The sequence below is a fragment of the Alkalithermobacter paradoxus genome, assembly GCA_002029295.1.
In the GTDB taxonomy this organism is placed as follows: domain Bacteria; phylum Bacillota; class Clostridia; order Peptostreptococcales; family Peptostreptococcaceae; genus Alkalithermobacter; species Alkalithermobacter paradoxus.
On the sequence record MZGW01000003.1, the window covers coordinates 148,426 to 168,971 of the forward strand.

Annotated in this window: 21 protein-coding genes; all 21 read right to left on the bottom strand. The window is 29.8% G+C overall.

The annotated features are described in order from the left end of the window. Positions 1-2 precede the first annotated feature (2 nt). Complete coding sequence (locus CLOTH_RS05345) at positions 3-428, bottom strand: RNA polymerase subunit sigma-70 (RefSeq protein ID WP_079411914.1); 426 nt, start codon at positions 426-428, stop codon at positions 3-5. A gap of 413 nt (positions 429-841) precedes the next feature. Continuing rightward, positions 842-1,222 carry an HNH endonuclease gene (locus CLOTH_RS05350; RefSeq protein ID WP_011838232.1) on the bottom strand — a complete coding sequence of 127 codons (381 nt, stop codon included), beginning with the start codon at positions 1,220-1,222 and terminating at the stop codon, positions 842-844. Positions 1,223-1,402: 180 nt separating this feature from the next. Continuing rightward, positions 1,403-1,648 (bottom strand): hypothetical protein, encoded by a 246-nt coding sequence (locus tag CLOTH_RS05355; RefSeq protein WP_020458081.1) that lies wholly within the window; start codon positions 1,646-1,648, stop codon positions 1,403-1,405. A gap of 68 nt (positions 1,649-1,716) precedes the next feature. Further along, the gene (locus tag CLOTH_RS05360) at positions 1,717-2,121 is read right to left on the bottom strand and encodes a DUF1492 domain-containing protein (RefSeq protein ID WP_011838233.1); all 405 of its coding nucleotides are present in this window, start codon (positions 2,119-2,121) and stop codon (positions 1,717-1,719) included. 1 nt (position 2,122) lies between these two features. Beyond that, positions 2,123-2,425 carry a hypothetical protein gene (locus tag CLOTH_RS05365; RefSeq protein ID WP_079411916.1) on the bottom strand — a complete coding sequence of 101 codons (303 nt, stop codon included), beginning with the start codon at positions 2,423-2,425 and terminating at the stop codon, positions 2,123-2,125. A 197-nt stretch (positions 2,426-2,622) separates the two neighbouring features. Beyond that, positions 2,623-4,587 (bottom strand): phage/plasmid primase, P4 family, encoded by a 1,965-nt coding sequence (locus tag CLOTH_RS05370; protein WP_331722019.1) that lies wholly within the window; start codon positions 4,585-4,587, stop codon positions 2,623-2,625. 110 nt (positions 4,588-4,697) lie between these two features. Beyond that, entirely contained in the window at positions 4,698-6,389 is a 1,692-nt protein-coding gene (locus tag CLOTH_RS05375; protein ID WP_079411918.1) for a hypothetical protein, read from the bottom strand. 5 nt (positions 6,390-6,394) lie between these two features. Further along, the gene (locus tag CLOTH_RS05380; protein WP_079411920.1) at positions 6,395-6,850 is read right to left on the bottom strand and encodes a DUF669 domain-containing protein; all 456 of its coding nucleotides are present in this window, start codon (positions 6,848-6,850) and stop codon (positions 6,395-6,397) included. 18 nt (positions 6,851-6,868) lie between these two features. Then, complete coding sequence (locus tag CLOTH_RS05385; protein ID WP_079411921.1) at positions 6,869-8,473, bottom strand: AAA family ATPase; 1,605 nt, start codon at positions 8,471-8,473, stop codon at positions 6,869-6,871. Then, positions 8,395-8,760: a VRR-NUC domain-containing protein gene (locus CLOTH_RS05390; protein WP_079411923.1), complete on the bottom strand. Its 366-nt coding sequence runs from the start codon at positions 8,758-8,760 to the stop codon at positions 8,395-8,397. Before CLOTH_RS05390 ends, CLOTH_RS05385 begins: the two co-directional genes overlap by 79 nt. Further along, a complete protein-coding gene (locus CLOTH_RS05395; RefSeq protein ID WP_331722020.1) occupies positions 8,757-9,920 on the bottom strand; it encodes a DEAD/DEAH box helicase in 1,164 nt (387 codons plus the stop codon). Before CLOTH_RS05395 ends, CLOTH_RS05390 begins: the two co-directional genes overlap by 4 nt. 123 nt (positions 9,921-10,043) lie before the next feature. Then, the gene (locus tag CLOTH_RS05400; RefSeq protein ID WP_079411925.1) at positions 10,044-10,808 is read right to left on the bottom strand and encodes a BRO-N domain-containing protein; all 765 of its coding nucleotides are present in this window, start codon (positions 10,806-10,808) and stop codon (positions 10,044-10,046) included. 22 nt (positions 10,809-10,830) lie between these two features. Then, the gene (locus CLOTH_RS05405) at positions 10,831-11,082 is read right to left on the bottom strand and encodes a hypothetical protein (RefSeq protein WP_079411927.1); all 252 of its coding nucleotides are present in this window, start codon (positions 11,080-11,082) and stop codon (positions 10,831-10,833) included. Between the two features lie 20 nt (positions 11,083-11,102). Further along, complete coding sequence (locus CLOTH_RS05410; RefSeq protein WP_079411928.1) at positions 11,103-11,426, bottom strand: helix-turn-helix transcriptional regulator; 324 nt, start codon at positions 11,424-11,426, stop codon at positions 11,103-11,105. Between the two features lie 332 nt (positions 11,427-11,758). Then, positions 11,759-12,526, bottom strand: coding sequence for an ImmA/IrrE family metallo-endopeptidase (locus tag CLOTH_RS05415; RefSeq protein WP_079411930.1), 768 nt, complete (start codon positions 12,524-12,526; stop codon positions 11,759-11,761). Continuing rightward, on the bottom strand, positions 12,516-12,845 hold the full coding sequence (locus tag CLOTH_RS05420) for a hypothetical protein (protein WP_079411932.1): 330 nt from the start codon (positions 12,843-12,845) through the stop codon (positions 12,516-12,518). Before CLOTH_RS05420 ends, CLOTH_RS05415 begins: the two co-directional genes overlap by 11 nt. Before the next feature lie 48 nt (positions 12,846-12,893). Beyond that, a complete protein-coding gene (locus tag CLOTH_RS05425) occupies positions 12,894-13,472 on the bottom strand; it encodes an RNA polymerase sigma factor (protein ID WP_158080471.1) in 579 nt (192 codons plus the stop codon). A 72-nt stretch (positions 13,473-13,544) separates the two neighbouring features. Continuing rightward, entirely contained in the window at positions 13,545-15,299 is a 1,755-nt protein-coding gene (locus CLOTH_RS05430) for a restriction endonuclease FokI C-terminal domain-containing protein (protein WP_079411935.1), read from the bottom strand. A 71-nt stretch (positions 15,300-15,370) separates the two neighbouring features. Next, positions 15,371-17,305, bottom strand: a complete 1,935-nt coding sequence (locus tag CLOTH_RS05435) for a Dam family site-specific DNA-(adenine-N6)-methyltransferase (protein WP_079411937.1) — start codon at positions 17,303-17,305, stop codon at positions 15,371-15,373. A gap of 387 nt (positions 17,306-17,692) precedes the next feature. Next, positions 17,693-18,967 carry an IS4 family transposase gene (locus tag CLOTH_RS05440; RefSeq protein ID WP_079411938.1) on the bottom strand — a complete coding sequence of 425 codons (1,275 nt, stop codon included), beginning with the start codon at positions 18,965-18,967 and terminating at the stop codon, positions 17,693-17,695. A gap of 222 nt (positions 18,968-19,189) precedes the next feature. Beyond that, positions 19,190-20,545 carry a 23S rRNA (uracil(1939)-C(5))-methyltransferase RlmD gene (gene rlmD / locus CLOTH_RS05445; protein WP_079411940.1) on the bottom strand — a complete coding sequence of 452 codons (1,356 nt, stop codon included), beginning with the start codon at positions 20,543-20,545 and terminating at the stop codon, positions 19,190-19,192. Between the last annotated feature and the right edge of the window lies 1 nt (position 20,546).

Sequence of the window (20,546 nt, forward strand, 5' to 3'; positions counted from 1 at the left end):
TATTAAACCTCCCCAAACCTTGATTTTATATAGCAGCTGTGACTGCAGTATTTTCTGTTTTTATTTCCATAAGAGCTAAACTCTTTTCTGCAGTAGGCACAGGTGTATTTATAAACAGCTGTATCCTTCCTGTTTCTTTTGTCTTGATTATTTTTCCACCAGATTCTTCTGCATTCTTCAGAGCAGAATTTCCTTACTCTCCCTTTTTTCTTTTGTTTTAATTTCTTACCACAGTGAAGGCATACAAAACTCTGCTTTTTCATCTCTTCAATGTTCAAACTTACTACAGAAACATCACCGCAAAGACCATTCCTTTTACAGTAGCTTTTTACTGAATCTCTTGATAAACCAAGAACTGCAGCTATTGCTTTATATCCTAAACCTTTAAGCCTTAGTTCATGAATCTGCTGTTTTTCCACCTCAGTCAATTTCTTTATGCCTCCTTTCCTTTTTGCGATAAGATTAATGCAAAATCTTTAGAAAATGCCATAAAAACATTTAAAAATCACTCATTGAACTTGATTTTTGAATAGTTTTTATATAAACATCAAAAGCCTATAAATCCTTGTATTTTCAAGGTTTACAGGCTTTTAATCTTCTGATTTTTACAGATACTTATCTGCAAAATATAAAACAGCTTAATGGCTGATTTTTCAATAGTTACAGCTGATTTTTCATAAAATATATGCTACCCCCCTTATTAAATTCTGCGAAATTTCGTGCGAAGGGAGCCGCCCGACGTAGGGGGTTCAAGTGGTGAGGATAATGATGCCCCCTACCCTTTGTTGAAGAATTATCAACAGATTGTCCACAGGTTATTAACATATCATTGTTGATAACTTTAATAAGAATAGACTCGTCCTTTCCTTCCCCATCTGCCGTCTTCCTTAGCAGTCTTTCTATCATGACAGCTTTTGCATAAACTCTGCCAATTGCTCTCATCCCAGAACAACCTTTCATCACCTTGATGTGGTTTAATATGATCCACTACAGTTGCAGCAGTAACAATACCTTTTCTTTTACACTCTTCACACAGTGGGTGTTTATGCAGAAACTGTTTCCTAAGTCTTCTCCACCTGCTACTGTTATAAAGGTATCCATAGGGTCTGCAGTTTTTATTGTAGGTTTTATTTATTTCCTTTTGATGTTTCTCACAGTATCTGTCGCAGGTAAGTTCAGGACAGCCAGGATAACTGCAGGGTCGTTTAGGTTTTACTGGCATATATATCAGTCCTCCCAAGTTATGTTTTTACATATGAAAACCACCACAGTTTTTCTGTGATGGCTTCATCTGTTTTTTCACTTCGTCTATTATAATACTACTGCGGATACAAGGGTGTCTTTCAATGTCTTTTAGTGTCCTCTTTAATAGATATCTAAATTCTTTTTTCCTAATTATAATTTAATCAGATTTTAATACTCTCTTTCTATCACATTTACTCTCATCTTTTGTTTTTATTCTAAAAATTTCCGTTTTTAAAATAGTTTTTTTAATTTTTTTACAATCAGAACAGATATAATTATAATTTGGTACATAGTTACATGACATTACTTCTGTACCACAAAATATACATCTAGGGTAGTATCTAGCTTGTTTACCTTTTTGTTCAATCCTAATCCCGTCTAACAAAGCTTCTTTATAACTCATCTTTCTAATCCTCCAATTATAATATAAACACATTTTGATACTCTCTTTCTATCACATTTACTCTCATCTTATGAAATATTTATTTCTTTTAAAGCTTTATCATGAATACGAAATATATGCTGTAAACTGTATCCCATATCAACAGCAATCTGTTCCCATGTCTTAAAACAGAGATATCTAAGTTCCAATAGAGTCTGATATTCTGTATTATCTATTTTTCTAATAACTGAAACAAACTCCCTTTTTAAATCCACAAGAATATCAATATCTCTATTTATTTCATTTTCTAAATCAACTATCTTAGCTATTATATCCTCCATAGAATGCACATTACGAGTTCCACTAGGTGGTGTATCGCTTAAAGTAGATGTTGCCTTTGTAGCTAATGCCCTTAAGGAAATAATCTGCTCTAACTTACTATTAATTCTTTGGTCTATATGATAAGCCTGTGATAAATATTCTTTGGCTGTCATGCTAAATCTCCTCCTTTAGCCAAGGCATTTTATTGTCATAATAGGACTCTGCAATATGCATTTGTGTACCTTTATCTAAGGATTTAATCCTTTTAAAAGTTAGCTTCTTTTCCTGCTGAAGCTGCTGCTTAGTTTTATAAAAACTACAACTTAGGTCATCACATTTTTTAACATTTAGCACACTGCATTTCCCTTTTCTTAAGGCAAAACAGCTATTTACCGCCTTTTTCTTTTTTAATTCCTTTATTCCATTTCCGACAGCCTTTGCAGCTGTAGAATCTGAGTATGCTTGTCTATCGCTCATTTACAATTCCCCCTTACTTAGGGAGTACATGATACCTAGTTATATATATATATTTCTTTTTTATATAGTAATATTTTTATATATACTATATCTTATTATATAAAGGGTATATACATCTTAGACATCTTGTACCCCATTGATTTTACTACGTTACAATCTTGTACTTATGTTGAACTCATATAGAACCCATCTTGTACTTACATTTTCACAAATATCCTATATTTCTTCCCATCAATTTTTTTATCTATAGTTTTATAACCGAACCTCTTGGTAATCTGTCTTGAAAATTCTATATGACTAAGTGGCTGCAGATTATTATTTAAACAAAACTCCAAATAATTCTTATAGACATTTTTCGTTGGCTCATTTTCTACTTTTGTTTCATATTCTTCATAGAATTCAATAATTGGATTGTTGGTCTTCTCATATTCTTTAAGCTCATGCTCCACTTGTATGGATTTTGTGAACTTTTTATTTTGTAGGATTCTTTTAAGCCCCTTTAAACCCAGTAAAATCAAATATTCCATGGACTCTTTTGTCCTTAATTCATATTTAATATCTGGTCTGAAATCAGGATCATCTGCTGTAAACTTTGCCTTAAACGGAATTATAAGAAGTCTTCTTTGGACAGCTCCTGTTTTATCCTTAACCCTTGGAACATTATTGGCTGAAAATAAAAGCTTGGAGTAATTATTAAAATCAAAAGGGTCTTTGCCTTTCCTCTCTGCATTAACTCTATCCCCTGTAACAAGCTTCTTAAACATTGAAGGCTCTGCAATAAATTCATCTCCAATATCGTCACCAATATTTGCAAGCTTTCCAAATAATTCTGCTGTTTTAAATCGCTCTCCCAACTCCTTTAAATCAAGAGCTGCAATATTAGAAATACCTATAAGTGTAGTTACCATATCCAAAAATGTTGATTTCCCATTTTGTTTTTCACCAGTTAAAATGAAAGCTTTTCCAATTTCATTTCTTCTATAAAATGTGTATCCTATAAGTTCTTCAAGCACACTTCTAATTTCAGCATCATTGCAGCTGATTTTATCTAAGGTTTTATCTGCTAATTCAAAATAAGCATTTGGGTTATAATCCCACGGAATTCTGTTAGTGATGATAAAATCTGGAGAATGTTCTGTAAAAGAATCATCTATTATGTTATAAATTCCATTGTTAAATGCTATGCGATTATAATCTTCAAAGCTTGGAATAACGTTATTAGTAATAAGTTCTAGGTAATTTATAGTTTCATTCCTCTTTGCTTTATTAAGCTCTGGTAAATGTTTAATCATAACTGATTCAATTTCCAAAGTACTATTTTTATAAATTCCGTCCTTATAAACATGGAGCTGGTTATTAATTTTAATAATGTGCTCTTCATCCCTTATAAATCTTGCAAACTGGTCATGTAAGAATTTTGACTTTTGATAAAACAAAGGTTTTAAAAATGCTTCATCTCGAAGTATTGTATCTATTTCTCTTTGTTCTAATGGTTCTTTTAAAATATATTTGTTTATGATATTTATAATGTTTTTAATACTATCCTTACTAAAACCTTCTGATTGAAGGGTTAATATATAATTGAATAATGCTTGATTTCTTCCATCTCCTTCTTTCATATTTAGAAAATCCGGTGCTGTTTTTAATGGTCTTAGCCATTCTGGAAGATAGTCAACTTCTTCTGTTTTGTTTAACCATCTTCTTGTTACCCCATTCACTCTCAATGGCACAATACAATTCTTTGAGCCAAGTCCTATGTCAATTGTTACTCCTAAAGGAGTCTTTGTCTTGATTTTTCTTGTTTTTAAATCTGTGTTTTTAAAATAAAAATGCATCCCTCTATCTGTCTTTAATATGCAACATTTAATATCTAAATCTGTTATTATGTTTTTTACAACATTTGCTTCTTCTATTGAATCAAAATCTATTTGAATAATATCATCTTGTAAAACTGCACCGTAATCTTTGCCTGTTTTTCTTATATAGTCATAACAATAAAATTTATTTCTGTCCTTATATCCCTCTAAAGGTTTTTTTCCTTTTAAAGGAATGTATCCTTTGAAAATATCCATGGTGTTTTCACCCGCCTTTTGGTAAGAATTATATAGTAAAAAGGATGTTTTTTTGCCCATTTTCATATACTTTTTGGGTTGTTTAATCATAAAATTTATATGTTTATTCCCAAAAGTCGCTTTAAAAATCTTAATATTACCCTTAAATTGCTTTGAAATTTAACCTTTTTGATTAATATTTCCCAAATTCCTATAATTTTTTATCTGATTTCACCAACAAAATCTTCAATTCTTTTCTTTGCTAAATTTATATACCACTCTTTATCAAGGCGTCTTGGTACTCTTTTGCCTATAACACTGTCATTTACTATAAAACATCTTTCCGGAGTATTTGCTATTTTTTCAACTCTGCCATTAGGCTTTACTTTAAATACACCTTTATCCTCCTCATTCTTTGATGCAAAAACTCTTAAAGTTTTTTCTGCTAATGGTTTGTCCCCATAAAGAGCATGAGAATATTTATAAGTAAGCTTTACAACCTTTTGAAACATTAAAAGCTCCTTACATTCCGTTATGGTTTTTTCAACTGGAAAACCTTCTATGAAATATTTCTTTAAAGCCAAGTTTATTATAGGCAGGTCATTATCAATACTATTTAGTTCCTTGACATAGGCACCTTTAGATTTAAAACTGCCGTCTTCTTTAATAATGATGTAGTTATTTACATCCTTTTGATATATCTTCTTAAAGATTTCAAAATCAAGCTTCATATAAGTCCTATCTTCCCATTCCTTACAGATTTCTTTGATTTTATCTAAATCTGATTTCCTTTTTATTTTTCCTATTAAACCATCAGTATTGGACTGAATTAAACTCCAATGCGGTTCTAGCCTTTCTATTAAATCTAAAAGTAAAAGCTGTCCTGCTACGCATACATTATTAGCCTGTCTTGGGTCATAGAGGTTATTGTATTTGTATTTCATAGCACCATAGGTACTGTTAAGAACAATTTTATAAGGCTGCTGCATTGGGTTCTTTTCAGCTTTTAGCTTTATACGTTCCTTATATATTTCTTTATAAAATGTTGGGTCTTCTACATTCCTTGATAAAAATCCATACTCTATCATCAAAGACGGGTAAAATGAAACTACATCTACATTTAAAAGAATTCCTTCACCTGTATATTTTTCTTTTGCACCATGAAGCCCACCCCATGCAAATACATGCGGTACTCCACTTATATTTATTTCTAATGATTTATCATAACTGTGATTACTTGAATTTTTGTACCAATCAAGAACCTCATTATATTTATTTATTTTTAAATTACTTGGTATATTTAGTTCAAATTCATCGCAGCGATTTATTTTATTAGCTTTTAAAATAACTGCTGCAAGCTGAGCCTTTGTTTTACTTATATATTTAAGGGGCAGTTTAAAAGCTTTAAGTAAAGCTATATGACTATCAAATTCCTCTTTTCTGTGAAGAAATATTTCTATAGTCTGCTCAACATCATGAGTACAATATTTAACAACTTCCTCTAATTCTTCTTCTGTTAACTTTCTATCTATTGAAAAACTTACAGTGCTTTCTCTTATGTCATTTCCCATAAAACCCTCAAGTTCTTTTAAACCGTGAGTTGTTGTCATAATATCAAATTCATAAAGCTGTATCTTTTGAAATAGAGAACTATACTGCCAGCCTTGATTTTTTTCTGCTATAATGAAACTGGAGATACTATATGGGTCAAAACCGCAAAGGATACCTTTTAAAATATACTGATCATAATGATGGCTGTTATAGCCAATCCAGATATGTTCTTTATGTTCTTCATAAAATGATGCTAATTTCTTAGCATCATTTATAAAGACATATTTTTGATGATTAATAGGATCTATTACGACGAAGAGCCAATCTTGCAGGAAAACCTCTGCGTCAAAGAATAGAATCATACCTATTAAACCTCAAAAACCTCAGTTATTTTAAAGGTCTTAAATCCTTTGTTGGTTTCTCCATACTCCACAGCATATTCTAAATTGCCATCAATTGCTTCATGAATATCAAGTATTAAATCGTAGTATTGTGAAAAACTTTCAAACTCTACTTCTATTCCAGCTTCAAGAGATCTTAAAAATTCATTAGCGTTATGAAGCCCAAAAGCTGTGTTTATAACTTGGTTCATAAACAATATGGAATTTTGATATTCACCAGATAAGATTTTCATCCAGCAGGATAACATAGGTTTACCTGTCTTTGATTCTACAAGTTCCATTTTTTCAATTTTTACCTCATATGTTCCAAGAGGTACATCTTTGTATTGTCCTTCTCCTGTCCCTACATTTTTTAAATCTTCCTTTAAGCCTTGAATATCAAATTCCTTATCAAACTTTGCAAATAAATTTTTTGTTGACATAATTAATTCCTCCTCAAATTATTGTTGTTTTCTTGAGCGTCTGCTCTTTTTTACTGGTTCTTCTGTCTCTGATACAGTTGTATCCTCTACTGCTGCTGTATTATTAGAAGTATCTGCTCCTTCAACAGCTACTGTTTCTGCTTTAGAATAAGTTTTTACACCTTCTTGTGCATCTTCTAAAGCTTTCATAAACTCATCCTTATCAAGTTTCACTTTTGGAACCTTGAAGTTAAACCTGCCTCCACCGAAGACATTCTCTTTCTTCTCTAGTTGAAGATATCTTTCTTCGCCATCCATATAAGCTCTTACAGTTAAATCTACTGTTCCAGCTAAAACGTTAGCTATTTTTTCATTGATGTTAGGTTTAATGGTTGTAAGCTTGGCTCCATTTTTAAGAGTTATCTCTGTAGTTACTTCCTTTGAAATATAAATTATCTGATATCCTAAGTTTTTAAGCCTTTTAATAGCTGATAGATATTCAGTTCTCACCATATCCCAACCTTTTCCAAAACCTGCATCTTGCTCGTGATCTATGCCTAACTTGTTATACATGAAAAGCCTGCAGTGTTCATATAAATCCTCAACTAAATCAATGCACACTCTTTTGAAATTGTTATCTTTCTTTTCAAGCTCAGTAATAACATCTAAAAACACTTCCCAAGCCATTTTGACTTTTTTAAGTCTTCCTTCAAAAGTTACTTCATCAGCTATCCTTACAACTGGACTTGTGGTATTATCTGTATTTCCATCGGTATTTAAGAATAATAAATCATCAAACTGATCAACAAAAGTTGATTTTCCAACGTAACTGTCGGCATATATCCACATATCCGGATACCTGTCTATTTGTAGTTCTCTTCTAACGTTTTGTGGTAATAACATATATGTTTGTCCTCCCTCACAATATCCTTGATATTCACACCAATCACAAAGTCTTGATGGTGTTTTTTCATATTCTTTTTCATTAATAATTTCTTTGCATCTTAGCTTAAATTCTTGAACCTTAGTCTCATCATATGGAATTTGAATCACCTTAACTTCCATAGTTTCTAAAGTTTCATGAAGCCTTTTTCTAAACTGATATAAATCCTCAGTTTTCTTTTTTCTTATAGCTGTTTTAGGAATAAAAATAAACCCTATTTCTGATACCTTAAAGCCTAATTTTTCTAAGTAATACTTATATAAATGCAGCTGTTTTGACTCCAGATAATGCTCTATATTATTGCTGTATTTAAAATCATAAATGCTAAGGTTTCCATCTTGGTTATAGATAATTAAATCTACAAAGCCAATAAACTCTGGGAAGTTTATCTTAAACTCATATTTTTCAGTAGGCTCTTTATTATGAAGCATTTTATTTATTACAATTTGAGCCTTTTTTACTAATGATGTAAGCTTAATTACTTCATTTACATGAGCATCAGTAATAACCGGATACTGATTATAATAATATTGCTCCATTGCCTCTATACCTTCCTCAATACCAAGATGTAATGCTGAGCCAACTATTAAAGCACTATCTGCTGCCAGTGAAGGTATTGTTCTTAATTTGTCTTTATATCGCAGTTTGAATTGGTACTTGCACTTTTCAAAGCATTCAACTCTGCTGTGGGAAAATTGCACATCAGCACCCCCTCTATGAGTTTTTTAAATTCTTCAAATCCTTTAGGGTATAAAATGATTCCAATGCCTCCTGCTTCATTTATATTTTTTATATTCATTTTTTGAAGTTCTGTTGCTTTTCCTTTCTCTGCTTTCATCTCAATTGCTACAAAAGCTCCATTTATACAACAGATTAAATCTGGAATACCACTTCTTTGGAATCCACCTCCAAAAACTTTAAAAAACCAAGTATTAGAAAGTGTTTTTAAGTATCTTATAACTTTAGTTTGAAACTGTTTTTCTGTCATAACATCACCTTTTCAAATAGCTCTACTGTAAAATCCCGCCTTTGTTTTAATACTTCAAGTATCTTTTCTTCTATGCTGTTTTCTGTAATAAGATAGTAGTAAAAGCAGGTCCTATTTTGCCCTATCCTGTGTATTCTCTTTTTTGACTGCATCCAAAATTCACTAGATAGTGGAAGGCTGAAATAAATAATTCTATTTGCCTTTTGTAAATTAACTCCAGATGCCCCTGATTGATACTGAACCAATGTAATGCTGTTTGATTTATTTTCATAATTTTCAAGGTCTGTTCCGTCTCCATTAATATAGGAAATGGGTCTATCTATCTTAAAACATATGTTTTTTATAATCTCAAACTCTCTTTTAAAATTGTAGAAGATAACAAATCTATCATTACTGGATTCAAAGATATCTTTTAGCACCTGATGTTTATTTGAGTTGTAAATAGATGTTAACTGCCTTAGATACAATAACTTTGTAAGTGCTGTATCTCCTGTTAAGGTTTCACTATCAATTGTAATAACTCTTTCTTTTTTAAACTTTTTATATTCTGCTGTATTTGCAACACTTACTAAGGTTTCAATCTGCTCCGGCAGGTCAAATACTTCTTCTGTTTTCATAAATACTGCACCATGGGATTTTAGTTTTTCCTTTAACCTATCAACATTTTTATAGCCTTTTACAACTGGAATTTTAAATCCTCCAACATCAATCTTTTCTGTAATTGTGTAGTGATTATAAAAGGAGCTTTTACTAATATTCCATCCAAGAAGTCTAAGCTGTGACCACAGCTCCTCATATTTTCCACCTGTAGGAGTACCAGAGAGAAGAATTACATTTGCAGGATTAAGGCTTAAAATAAATTTTGCCCTGTTGGATGTTTCATTCTTGATATACTGCGATTCATCAAGTATTAATGTAAAATCCTTTAGCTTTTGTAATTGCTTCCTTCGCCACACCAAATCATAATTAATAATAATTACACTATTTTGTGGTATGCTCTCTATAGGTTGATTCTTAAAAATTATAATTTCTAAGTCATAGTAGCTTTTAAAATGCTCTTCCCAATCCTTGATTTTAGACTTTTGACAGATTAGAAGATTATAAGGTGTATTTAATTTTTTCATTTTCTCTGAACCTAAAAATGTCTTGCCTAAGCCCACTAGGTCACATGTCGAGATAATAGGCTACCTTTGACTTATCCATTGTCTCCTCCAACACATGCTGCTGATGTTTAAATAGCTTTATCTCTGACATAAAAACCACCTCCCTTCCAGTAACAGCTGCTAAATTTCAAATTTGCATCCATACTGGTTCATGATTTCATCAATAAACTCTAATGATTCAGGAAGCCACACATTTGTCTTTATTTTCATTCCATTTTTCAAGGTATCAGTAATAACCTGACAGTATTTTGTATGGCTGTATTCAGCTGTCATAACGTAGTATGGATTACGACCATAGAAGTTGTTATCAACTTTTTTAATTACACCTGCATCCTGCATTATTCTGTTAAACTCCTGTGCCGTTATTCCATAGTACATACCAATATCTGAAGCTCTAAGCATTTCATTTAAACGCTGAAGATTTCTAAATAATTCTAGTTTCTTATCCTGTTCTTCAATCTTTTCTGTAAGCTTTTGTATCTTTTTTCTTTCTTCTTTTAGTGCCTGAAGTGTTTTTATCATTGTATCTGGGTTATTTAGCATTTCTTCCATTACCTTATCCGTTGCATAAATTCCGTGTTTTCTTATAGAAGGTAAAACTTCATCAAAAACCCATCGTTCAAAACGTTCTGCTTTAGGTAATTTTGATTTAACAATTAATCTATAAAGATCTCCTTCTGGTATAAACTTTATTTCCTGTTCACCACCACTTGTAAGGACTCGGTGTTTCACCGACCCCTTTGTATGCCTATTAATTGCATCATAAGGATCTGAATATCCAAGCATCCTTGCACAATCAGTTGCTGGAAAATATTCTTTTCCGTCAATAATTAAAACGTTCAATTCTCCAAATTCTGTATTTTTAAAAATCTGTAATTCATTCATTTTTTTACCTCCATTTTTTAGTTTAAAGTTTTTTAGCATCTTCAAAAATATCAGCATAATCTTCAAGTTTAACTTCAATTAACTTCTCTGCACCATATTTTCTTAATAGTGCTTTAATTTCTGTTATCTTACCTTTTTTCATTTTCTCTGTTAGCACCATGCTTATATCTTGAATGCTTATTTGATCATTTATTGTATGGTTCTTTGCTTTTGCTCGATATTCTGCTGCAAGTCTTTCTAGTTCTTCTGCAAGAACTAAATTTATATCAGTCATAAATTCCACCTCCTTCACTTTTATGTTTTTAGAGCAAAGTCTTTAATAATGCTATTCATTATGGCAAGGTCATCACCTGACAGCAGGATACTTAATCTTTTTAATAATTCCACTTGTTCTGGCTTTAAATATTTTTGATTTAACTTATAACCATCTGTAATCTTGATACCTCCACCATGTCGTCCTCGAATAGTTTCTATCGGGTAAGAAAGCGATAGGATATCAATATCATTTTTAATGGTTCTAATACTAACCCCAAACTCATTTGCTAAGTTAGCCATTGTGTCTTGCCTTCTATGACATAATCTTTCTATGATTTCTATGCGTCTTTCATTTGGTCCCATCGCTTTCTCACCCCCTTTCCTTTGCTCTGTGATATAAGAATAAAAGTTAAATATGCAGACTTTTTGCTTATTTAAAAAAATTTTTAGAAAAAAACGTGTTTTATTTTAAACTTGAAATACTTGCAAAAATCCGTGCCATTATTGATTTTACTTAGATTTACATACATAAATTTTTTTTTTAAAGTTTTAGTTCCTATCTAAAAAAGGAGCTACACCGTATTGGATGTAGCTCCTTTTCAATCTTTTTCTAGACACAAAAAAACCACGTTATCATCTCAATGATGACTTCGTGGTCTTTTTATTTTTAATTTGTATAATATAAAATTTTTTATTTAGTAATATATATCTTCTGGTTCTTCATCTAATCTTATAATGCACATATGAAAATTATAATTACTATAAAACTTCGAATCTATCCAACATAGACTATCTTCTGAAACATTTTCAAAAAAATCAGATGAATTACACTGTTTTATTCCAAATGTTGTATTTAGAAAATCAGCATCAATATTTCTTGAAAGCTTTATAAAATTACTATTTTTAGAATATGTACTCCATTTTAATTTACCATTCTCAAAATATAAAAGTACTGTTGGATCTTGAGAAAGATTTACTAATTTTATAGCCGTTGCAGTAACTGAAACATTACGCTCACTTGCCAGTTGCTCTGCAAGTTCTATAGTCACTTCATTTCTTTTAAGAATAGGTACAATAGCATTACGAGGCATTAATAATTCTGATGCAAACAAATTTGCATCTTGTTCCTCGCTTAAAGTATTTCCTTGCCAATTTAAATCATCTTTATTGCAACAGCGTAATCTATGCTTTAATACAAGATGCCCTATTTCATGAGCAAGAGTAAATTTTTCTCTTCCTTCATTATTTAAATCTGGATCTATTGCTATAAGTTTATTTAATCCAACAGCTTTACATGCGCCTAAAACACCTTGTCCAATTTTATGTTTCTTTACAACAATATTAAGTTCATGTGCAACAAAAAATGGATCAATTGGCTTATTCATATCCAACCCTAATTCATTGATAATATTTCTAGCTTTATATTCGGGGTCAATTTTCCCAAAATATGACTTACTCATCATCCCCGAATTCCTCCTTAAATAATTTCTCTAAATTATCCATTGCTTCTTTTGCATCAGCTCCTTTATTTTTTCTGAAACCTGAAGCATTAGGCAATTGTTCTTCATAACATTCATTCTTGAATTTATCAATCTTTGAAAACATTTTATCAAAGGAATTATTTGTCTGTGTAGACTTTGCTAATTTAACAAATTCAATAAGCTCTAAGAATTCTTTGTAGTCTTCTTTAGTTAATTTCTTTTCAAAAAAGGTCAAATCTATTTTTTCGTTAGAATTAAGTTTATCTGTATATATTCCTAAAGCCTTTTCTACTGTTAACATCTTTCACACCTCCTATTATTTAATGGCAAAAAACTTAAAAAGTCGTCGCTATTTATAATATATATTTTCAAAATTCTTTTTAAATGCCTTAATAGCTCTATAAAACATCGAATTAACAGCATCTTCGCTCATCCCAACCATTTCTGCAATTTGTTTAGCTGTCATTCCATTCAATCTTAGTTGTATTACCTGTTGATGATCTCTAGATAACATTTGTTGCGCTTTAGCGACGGTCTCTCTTAATTCTTTGTCTATAATAATATTAAGAGGATTATCAAAAATACTGGTATTTTCTTCTATATTAATAATATTATTCTCTTTTTCACTTTCCTTTATACTGCTCTTAATTTTTTCAAGTATTTTAAACTTTGCAATACCACAAACATATGTAGAAAATGAAGAAGTACCATTATAATACTCTAATTTTTCAACACTTGTCATCATAGTTTGTGATAAAATTTCTTCTTTAACTGATTCTGTTAAAGTTTTGGCATTTGTATGATTCCAAATAAACTGCTGCACAAGAGGGTAAATGCTTGCATATAATTCTTGTCCAGCATCTCTATCCCCACATAAATATCTATGTACAAGGTTATAATCCTTTGCATATTTAGTCTTTACAATCATGTCATCCCTCCTTAGCTTTTCAGTCATTATATACGGTTCCATCTTATTTCATTTTCCTTATAATTTTTTTAATTAAAACTCAATTTCTGTATTACAAAATTTATCTCTTACATCTTCAAGAGATAAAATGCCTCTTTTAAAATATTCTGCACCTAATAAAAGATGCTCTACACTTATTGCACCACCAAGTATTCCCGTATTTATACTTATACGTTCAAGTTGTTCTTTAAAATTCCCCTTAAAATAGGCACTTACAAACAAAAACTTATAATCATTAATCTTTGAAGGAAACACTTCCCACCATCTATTTGGATTAACTACTTCATTTCTATCTATGTTTTCTCGAATATATCTTTCCATTTCATCGGCTTGAGCTATAGGTAAGTTATAACCATCTTTATATGCTTTTGTATCTACAATAATTCCGTAGTCTTTTGAAAGTCCTTCTGTATATAATATTCCATCTGGTTTACGACTACCACCTAGATGACTACCATTGTAACCAAATTCATTTATAAACAAATCCATAACTTTCATTTCAAATAAACGATTTTGTTGTGAATCCTGTGATATATCAACTAGCTGCAAATAATCATGTGAAATTACATTTAGCTGTGTTCTCAATTCAGATTTTAATTCTTCTATAGAACTTTTAATAGTTTGTTCGTGTTCAATTACTGGTATAGTGAAATCATTGATTGTATCTTTCAAACTATAACCTCTGCTACTTTCTTCTATATTTAATCCTATGTTAATTAAACCTTTAATATCATCTTTTATTGTTTCTATATTTTCATCTAGTCCTTTAGTAGTTAATATTTCTTTTATTTTATCTAATGTAATTAAACCTGATGATTTTTCCAAAGCTTTTAAAATATATGCTCTTCTAGTTCTTACATACACTCTATCCATTTTTTTAGTCGCAAACATTTCCCAATAAACTCTTTTTGTAATTCTCTGAGCTTTATTTACACCTCTTGCCCTTCTCAATTGTCTTAACCCTTCTGGAGTAATTTTAAACGCATGTGCAATACTTACAGTCTTAGTTACACCATCAACAATTACATTAAAGTTTTTACTTATTTTAGAAACTAATCCAAGTTTAGATAACCAACTTCCAATCATTCTTGCATATTTATCAGATGAGCCATCCCAATCTGACTTCATTCTATTGCATTCTTCATTATTGTCACATATTGCTAATGCATTTATTAGAATATTCTGAGGTAATGATGTAAATCCTGCTTCCCCAGAAAAGCCTAACATCCTTCCTATATCATATTTTGTTAAATGGTCGCCATTTGAAAGTAAATCTAATACTCTAACAGCAGGCGGATATGACAATATTGCCTTTATTAAAATATCTTTTTCACCTTGACTATCATTCTCAGCTCTTGAATAATCAAAACCTAATTGAGTGATAAAAAATGTATCAGTAGCATATTCATAGTCAATAAAACCTAATGCATGTGCCCATCTAATATAACCATCTGCAGACCAATTATCTACAAATTTTTTTCCACCTTGCCCCTCTACAATTGCTTGTATAATTCCATTGCATCTTGCACTATTTCTTGGCTTAAATCCTGTTCCAACTAAATCCGCATACTTTAATTTTAGTGGTATTTTACTTAATTCTTGAATAAACCTATCTCTTCCATCTCTTTCTTCGATTAAAGAAGGAATTATTACATTTTTTAATTTTTCATGTGTATTAGATGTATGATCAAAAACTTGCACCACTTTTTTTAATTTATTAAAATCACCTGGATTCTGAATCCAACCAAAAGTTCTAACTGTTATATCAGCTAACCTAACTTGTTCCACAATACATCCCTCCCATCATACTTATAATATCACAAAAATAGGAAAAACCGAATAACAATATAATAATTTTGTTATTCGGTGTAGTTAGTTATTAAAACCTCTTCGCTTTCTCCCCTAGTTGTATTGTGGCTTGAATTTGAATAGCTTGTTTTTAAATAATGAATATTATATTTTTTTGACCATTCAATTAAAATTTTGTTTTCTTTACCTTTATGGCGTAATACATTTGACAATGCAAATCTAATATTTCTTTTACTTAATGAATCTAACAAATTAAGCAATTTTATTTCTTGCTCTATATTCCAATCCTTGAATCCACGATTACCATCATTATAAGAGCCTGTTGTAATTAAATATGGTGGATCACAGTAAACAAAGTCATTTTCTTTGATTTTATTAAAATCAAAATACTCAAATTCACTACATATAAATTCGACATTTTTATTATGCAATTCTTCAATGAATCTAATAAGTTTTTTCTTTAGCTCATCTGAAAAATGACTTCTATTTCTTCCAAAAGGATTATTATACTCCTGATTATTATTAAATCTGAACTGATAATTAAAAGAATAGCATATTAAAGTATATAAATCCAAAGGTTTCTTTGTAATATTATAATAATCTCGGAATTTTCTAAATCCTTCTTCGTTTTGTTTTGATAAGCCGAACTCTTTAATTCTATTTTCAATATACCTAACTACTTTTTCTATTGAAGTATTTTTAAATGTATCTAAAATTTCTACTACATAATTATTAATATCATTAGCATATATTTTTTCTGCATTAACATTTATTCCAACATTAAAACCACCTGCAAATAAATCTACAAATGTATGTATTTTTTTAGGAAACAACGGTATTATTTGATTTAACAATTTATACTTCCCACCAATATAATTTAACGGACTTTTTATATATTCTTTTCCTTTATAAGTATTCACTTTAGCTTTAATTTGCTTAATGTCCTTTTTAGGATTATTTAAATCTTTTTGTATATAAAATATATATTCATAAAGTTCATTATATAATTGCTTATGCTTACTTTTATATTTTCTATATGGAATTTTATAAACCTTATATGTATCTTTAATACCATATTTTATCATTATACTTTTTATTTCTTCTTCAGTAAGCAATCCATCAGAACTATAACTAACAATAATATTTCTAAATTTTGCTTTCTTAATTAATTCTTCAAATACATTAAACACTTCACTTTTTAAACAATATAATGATTTATCTTTTTCATAAGGTCTTAATCCAGTTTTACCGTAAATTGATGGTTCATCATACCTCGCAATAGTTTCAAGTAAATGATAATTTGTTATATACTGTCTCCCATTATACGGTGGATCAATATATAAAATATCTCCTCTAACTTTCTTAATTAGTTCATTAGCATCTTCATTATAGCATTTATTATTTCTTTGATTATCAATAATGTCAATCCTTCTTAATTTTAAATTGCTTAAAGCTCGATTATCCCAATGTTTTAAATATGCTCCATAAGTACCTGATATATTCGAAATATATGGTACTGCTTCAATTAAAGTCGCTAACAAATAAGCAAATTCTTTTTCAGTAATGTATGACTTTTCTTTCCATTCATTTATTTTTAATCTAATAAAATCAATTCTACTAGCATTTTCAACTGTAAAATACATCCTTTCGCAATCAAGATAAGGTGAATAATTCTTAGTTATAAAAAACTTATCTGTAATTTCAAATTTTTCATTTTCTAAATAATATAATGGATCTTCAATACCTATCTTTTTTAACCCTAAAAACTTAGGTATTGAATTATTTTCAATCTTTGCTTTCTGCAAAATATATGAAAAATATAAAATATCATTTGAAATGATACGATACTTTTTTTTAAAAAATTCTCCTACCGTACCAGTTCCAGAAAACAAATCCATAAAAGTATCTACTTTGTCTGTTATATTTTCATTTACTACTATTTCAATATTTTCCAATAAATTTGACTTGCTTCCAATAAATCTCATATACAAACTCACATCCTATAACATCCTTGTTTATATATTTTATAATAGAATTTTGATAAATGCAAATAATATTTTTATACCTTAATCCATTTAATAAGTATATACAAAAACAAATTCTGATTACCAATTTAGTATCATTCTATTTTATAATTTTATTTATATCTCCCAATATATATTTGCGAAAAAGTGCACCCCCGGGGGCAATGTCATCAACTTAATATTGAATATTTTGGAAAAATACAATATCTAGTGATAAAAAATTCATAATAAAAAGAGCTTTTTCTTAATAGTCATGTTTATATTTATATTATTTATATTTTAAGCACAACAAATAAACCTTCACTGCTTTCAATGAAAGTTTTTTCCATAAAAAAATATATATGTATTTTATAAAGCTCTCTTTTTGTTCATTTTGTTTACCATCTGAGTAGAGTTATTATTTTTTCTTTCAAACTGCCTATCAGGTCTAATTGGAATTACATTTTTTTCAATTTCTTGCTGAATAGATTTTAACATTCGTGAGCGTTTCCACGGGTTATTTATAGATATCAAAGTAATTAATTTATCTTTAAGCTTACCTATAAGTACGTTAGTATTAACTTTATATTCATACTTTAAACCTTTTTCTTTATATTTTTCTTCAATTACTTGATTAGCATCTTGTTTCGCTAATGCAACCATATTGGCAAGATACATAGTAGCATAAAAATCTTGTTCTATTGCTATTGGTGTTTCACCTGTAAAATTCTCAATTTGCAGTTTGTTTTTTATTTCATTATATTTAACTTCAATTCCCCATCTTTTAAAATACAGCTCTTTAAAGTCTGCTACTATAAAATCTTCATCAAATATATTAGTTATTAAAATTTCCGTAATACCTGAATTCAATTCAAACTTTAGAACTCTCATATTAACAGAACTTCCTTTATATGAAATATTCATAATTTGATCTTCATTTGGAGCATTAACAACAGCTTTAAAAAATTTAGAGCTAACTCTCATTAAATATTTAATATTTTTTGATTCAATAAACTTTATGAAATCATGTGATGGATAACCTCTATCAAACAATATTAAATCATTATATGTTCCTATTTCACACATTTTATTTATCAAAGTTTCAGCAATCTCTCTTTCACTTGCTCTATAATGTGTCAGCTTAGAAGCTATTATCATATCATTTTCTATATCATATAATGCCGAAGCTCTTGCACGAGCCACTTTTGCATTTTGATTTTCAATATACCCAAAAGTATTTCTTAATTCTTCACTATTATGTAATTCTAATACTGTACTATCAATAGCTAATAGCCTATATCCACGATATTTTTTAAATGATGCATTATAAAATCCTTCATTTACTTTGTCTAATAGGTATATAAATGCCTCAGGTAAAACCTTTTGGCGAGCCTGTGAAAAAGCTTGTTTGGTAACAATTATATCAGTGTTAAGTACTTTTTTAAAGAAATCATCTAATTCAATTTGTAAGCTCTTTTTTACAAAATTAAGTATAAATAATATTATGTCCGTAAATTTCATTTTACTTCTTCCCATCCTTGTAAAATAAGTTTCTTTAGTTCTAAAATCATATAAAAACATTATATCATTTATAATTCTATTTGTAGTTTCTATTCCTTCTTTAAAATCATACCTGTTAAACATAAAAAATTCCTCCATCAATACCTTAGTGTGGTATTAATTATAGAGGAATTTTCATAAATATCTTATTTTCTGAATATTTCATATTGTAATTTTACAATTTATTGAAGCTTAGCTTTATGACATTGCCCCCGGGGGTTCAAATCCCCTCAAAACCTTAGTCTACGGAAACATAAAACACACATTAAAAAAAGGGGCAAATTGCCCCAAGCCTTTGATTTCAAGCTATTTCTTCTCTATCTTCACGACGCACTCAACATGAGGAGTATTTGGGAACATATCCATTCCCTTAACCTTTAGTACCTTGTATCCTGCTTTTTCAAGCTCTGCTAGGTCTCTAACAAGAGTCTTTGGATTACAGGAAACATATATTATCTGTTGTGCATTAAATCTTATTATATCCTTTAGTGCATCTTTGTGTATTCCTGGTCTTGGTGGGTCTAGTACTATAATATCAGGTCTTTCTTTTAATGTTTTTACCTTTTCTCCTACATCTCCTGCTATAAAAGTACAATTAGTTATGTTGTTTAGCTTTGCATTTTCATTTGCAGCTTCAACAGCTTCTTCAATTAATTCTATGCCAATTACTTTCTGAGCTTCTTTTGAAAGAACTTGACCTATTGTTCCAGTTCCAGAATAAAGGTCAAATATCACTTTATCTTTTTTCTCTCCTATAAACTCCCTAACTATGCTATAAAGCTTTTCGGCTCCTTTTGTATTAGTTTGAAAGAAAGAGAAAGGAGATATCTTAAATTTAAGGTCAAATAGCTTTTCATAAAAATGATCTCTTCCATAAAGAACTCTTAATTCATCACATTTAACTGCATCTGCTAGTGAATCATTTATAGTATGCAATATTCCAACTATTTCTGATTCTAAATCAAGTGATAGCATAACATTTTTGTACTCACTTAAGTCAAAATTCTCTTGTGAAGATGTAACTAAATTTATGAGAATTTCTCCTGTATTTATTCCTTTTCTCACAACTAGATTTCTAAGATATCCCGTGTGCATCATTGTTTTGTAATATGGAAGATTAGTCTTTTGGAAATATTCAACTGTAGTTCTTAATATTTTTCTATAATCTTCATCTACTAAAAAACAATCATCTACTGTTATTATGTCATATGCTCTTCCCTTTTTATGAAGTCCAAGTGTCAAAGGTCCATTTTTTTCTTCGTCTCCAAAAGTATACTCCATCTTATTTCTGTATTCATGCCAGTTTGGACTTTTTTCTACTCCTAAAAACTCGAATCCATTTATATTTTCCTCTTTAAATAAAGAAATTAATTGATTCTCTTTTATTTTTATTTGATCTTCATAAGGGACTGAAAGCATAGAGCATCCTCCACACTGTCCATAGTGCTTACATACTCCCGCTTTCTCAAGTGAAGAAGGCTCAACTACTTCCATTAACTTAGCTTCTACTTTATCTTTCTTTACTCTTTTTACTAAGGCCTTTACAACTTGACCTTTTATTCCGCCCTTAACCTCAACTTTCTTATTTTCAACATATCCGTATGAGTTTCCTCCAAATTCCATATCTTCAACTACGAATTGTAGCATCTCTCTTTTTTTCAAT

Coding starts and splice junctions, on each gene's coding strand:
- CLOTH_RS05420 (WP_079411932.1), bottom strand. CDS start 12,845: ATGTTAACAGTAGAAAAGGCTTTAGGAATATATACAGATAAACTTAAT.
- CLOTH_RS05355 (WP_020458081.1), bottom strand. CDS start 1,648: ATGAGTTATAAAGAAGCTTTGTTAGACGGGATTAGGATTGAACAAAAA.
- CLOTH_RS05440 (WP_079411938.1), bottom strand. CDS start 18,967: ATGTTTAACAGGTATGATTTTAAAGAAGGAATAGAAACTACAAATAGA.
- CLOTH_RS05415 (WP_079411930.1), bottom strand. CDS start 12,526: ATGATGAGTAAGTCATATTTTGGGAAAATTGACCCCGAATATAAAGCT.
- CLOTH_RS05350 (WP_011838232.1), bottom strand. CDS start 1,222: ATGCCAGTAAAACCTAAACGACCCTGCAGTTATCCTGGCTGTCCTGAA.
- CLOTH_RS05405 (WP_079411927.1), bottom strand. CDS start 11,082: ATGACTGATATAAATTTAGTTCTTGCAGAAGAACTAGAAAGACTTGCA.
- CLOTH_RS05380 (WP_079411920.1), bottom strand. CDS start 6,850: ATGTCAACAAAAAATTTATTTGCAAAGTTTGATAAGGAATTTGATATT.
- CLOTH_RS05390 (WP_079411923.1), bottom strand. CDS start 8,760: ATGACAGAAAAACAGTTTCAAACTAAAGTTATAAGATACTTAAAAACA.
- CLOTH_RS05410 (WP_079411928.1), bottom strand. CDS start 11,426: ATGGGACCAAATGAAAGACGCATAGAAATCATAGAAAGATTATGTCAT.
- CLOTH_RS05375 (WP_079411918.1), bottom strand. CDS start 6,389: ATGATTCTATTCTTTGACGCAGAGGTTTTCCTGCAAGATTGGCTCTTC.
- CLOTH_RS05360 (WP_011838233.1), bottom strand. CDS start 2,121: ATGACAGCCAAAGAATATTTATCACAGGCTTATCATATAGACCAAAGA.
- CLOTH_RS05435 (WP_079411937.1), bottom strand. CDS start 17,305: ATGAGATTTATTGGAAGCAAGTCAAATTTATTGGAAAATATTGAAATA.
- CLOTH_RS05400 (WP_079411925.1), bottom strand. CDS start 10,808: ATGAATGAATTACAGATTTTTAAAAATACAGAATTTGGAGAATTGAAC.
- CLOTH_RS05365 (WP_079411916.1), bottom strand. CDS start 2,425: ATGAGCGATAGACAAGCATACTCAGATTCTACAGCTGCAAAGGCTGTC.
- CLOTH_RS05425 (WP_158080471.1), bottom strand. CDS start 13,472: ATGATTGTAAAGACTAAATATGCAAAGGATTATAACCTTGTACATAGA.
- CLOTH_RS05370 (WP_331722019.1), bottom strand. CDS start 4,587: ATGATTAAACAACCCAAAAAGTATATGAAAATGGGCAAAAAAACATCC.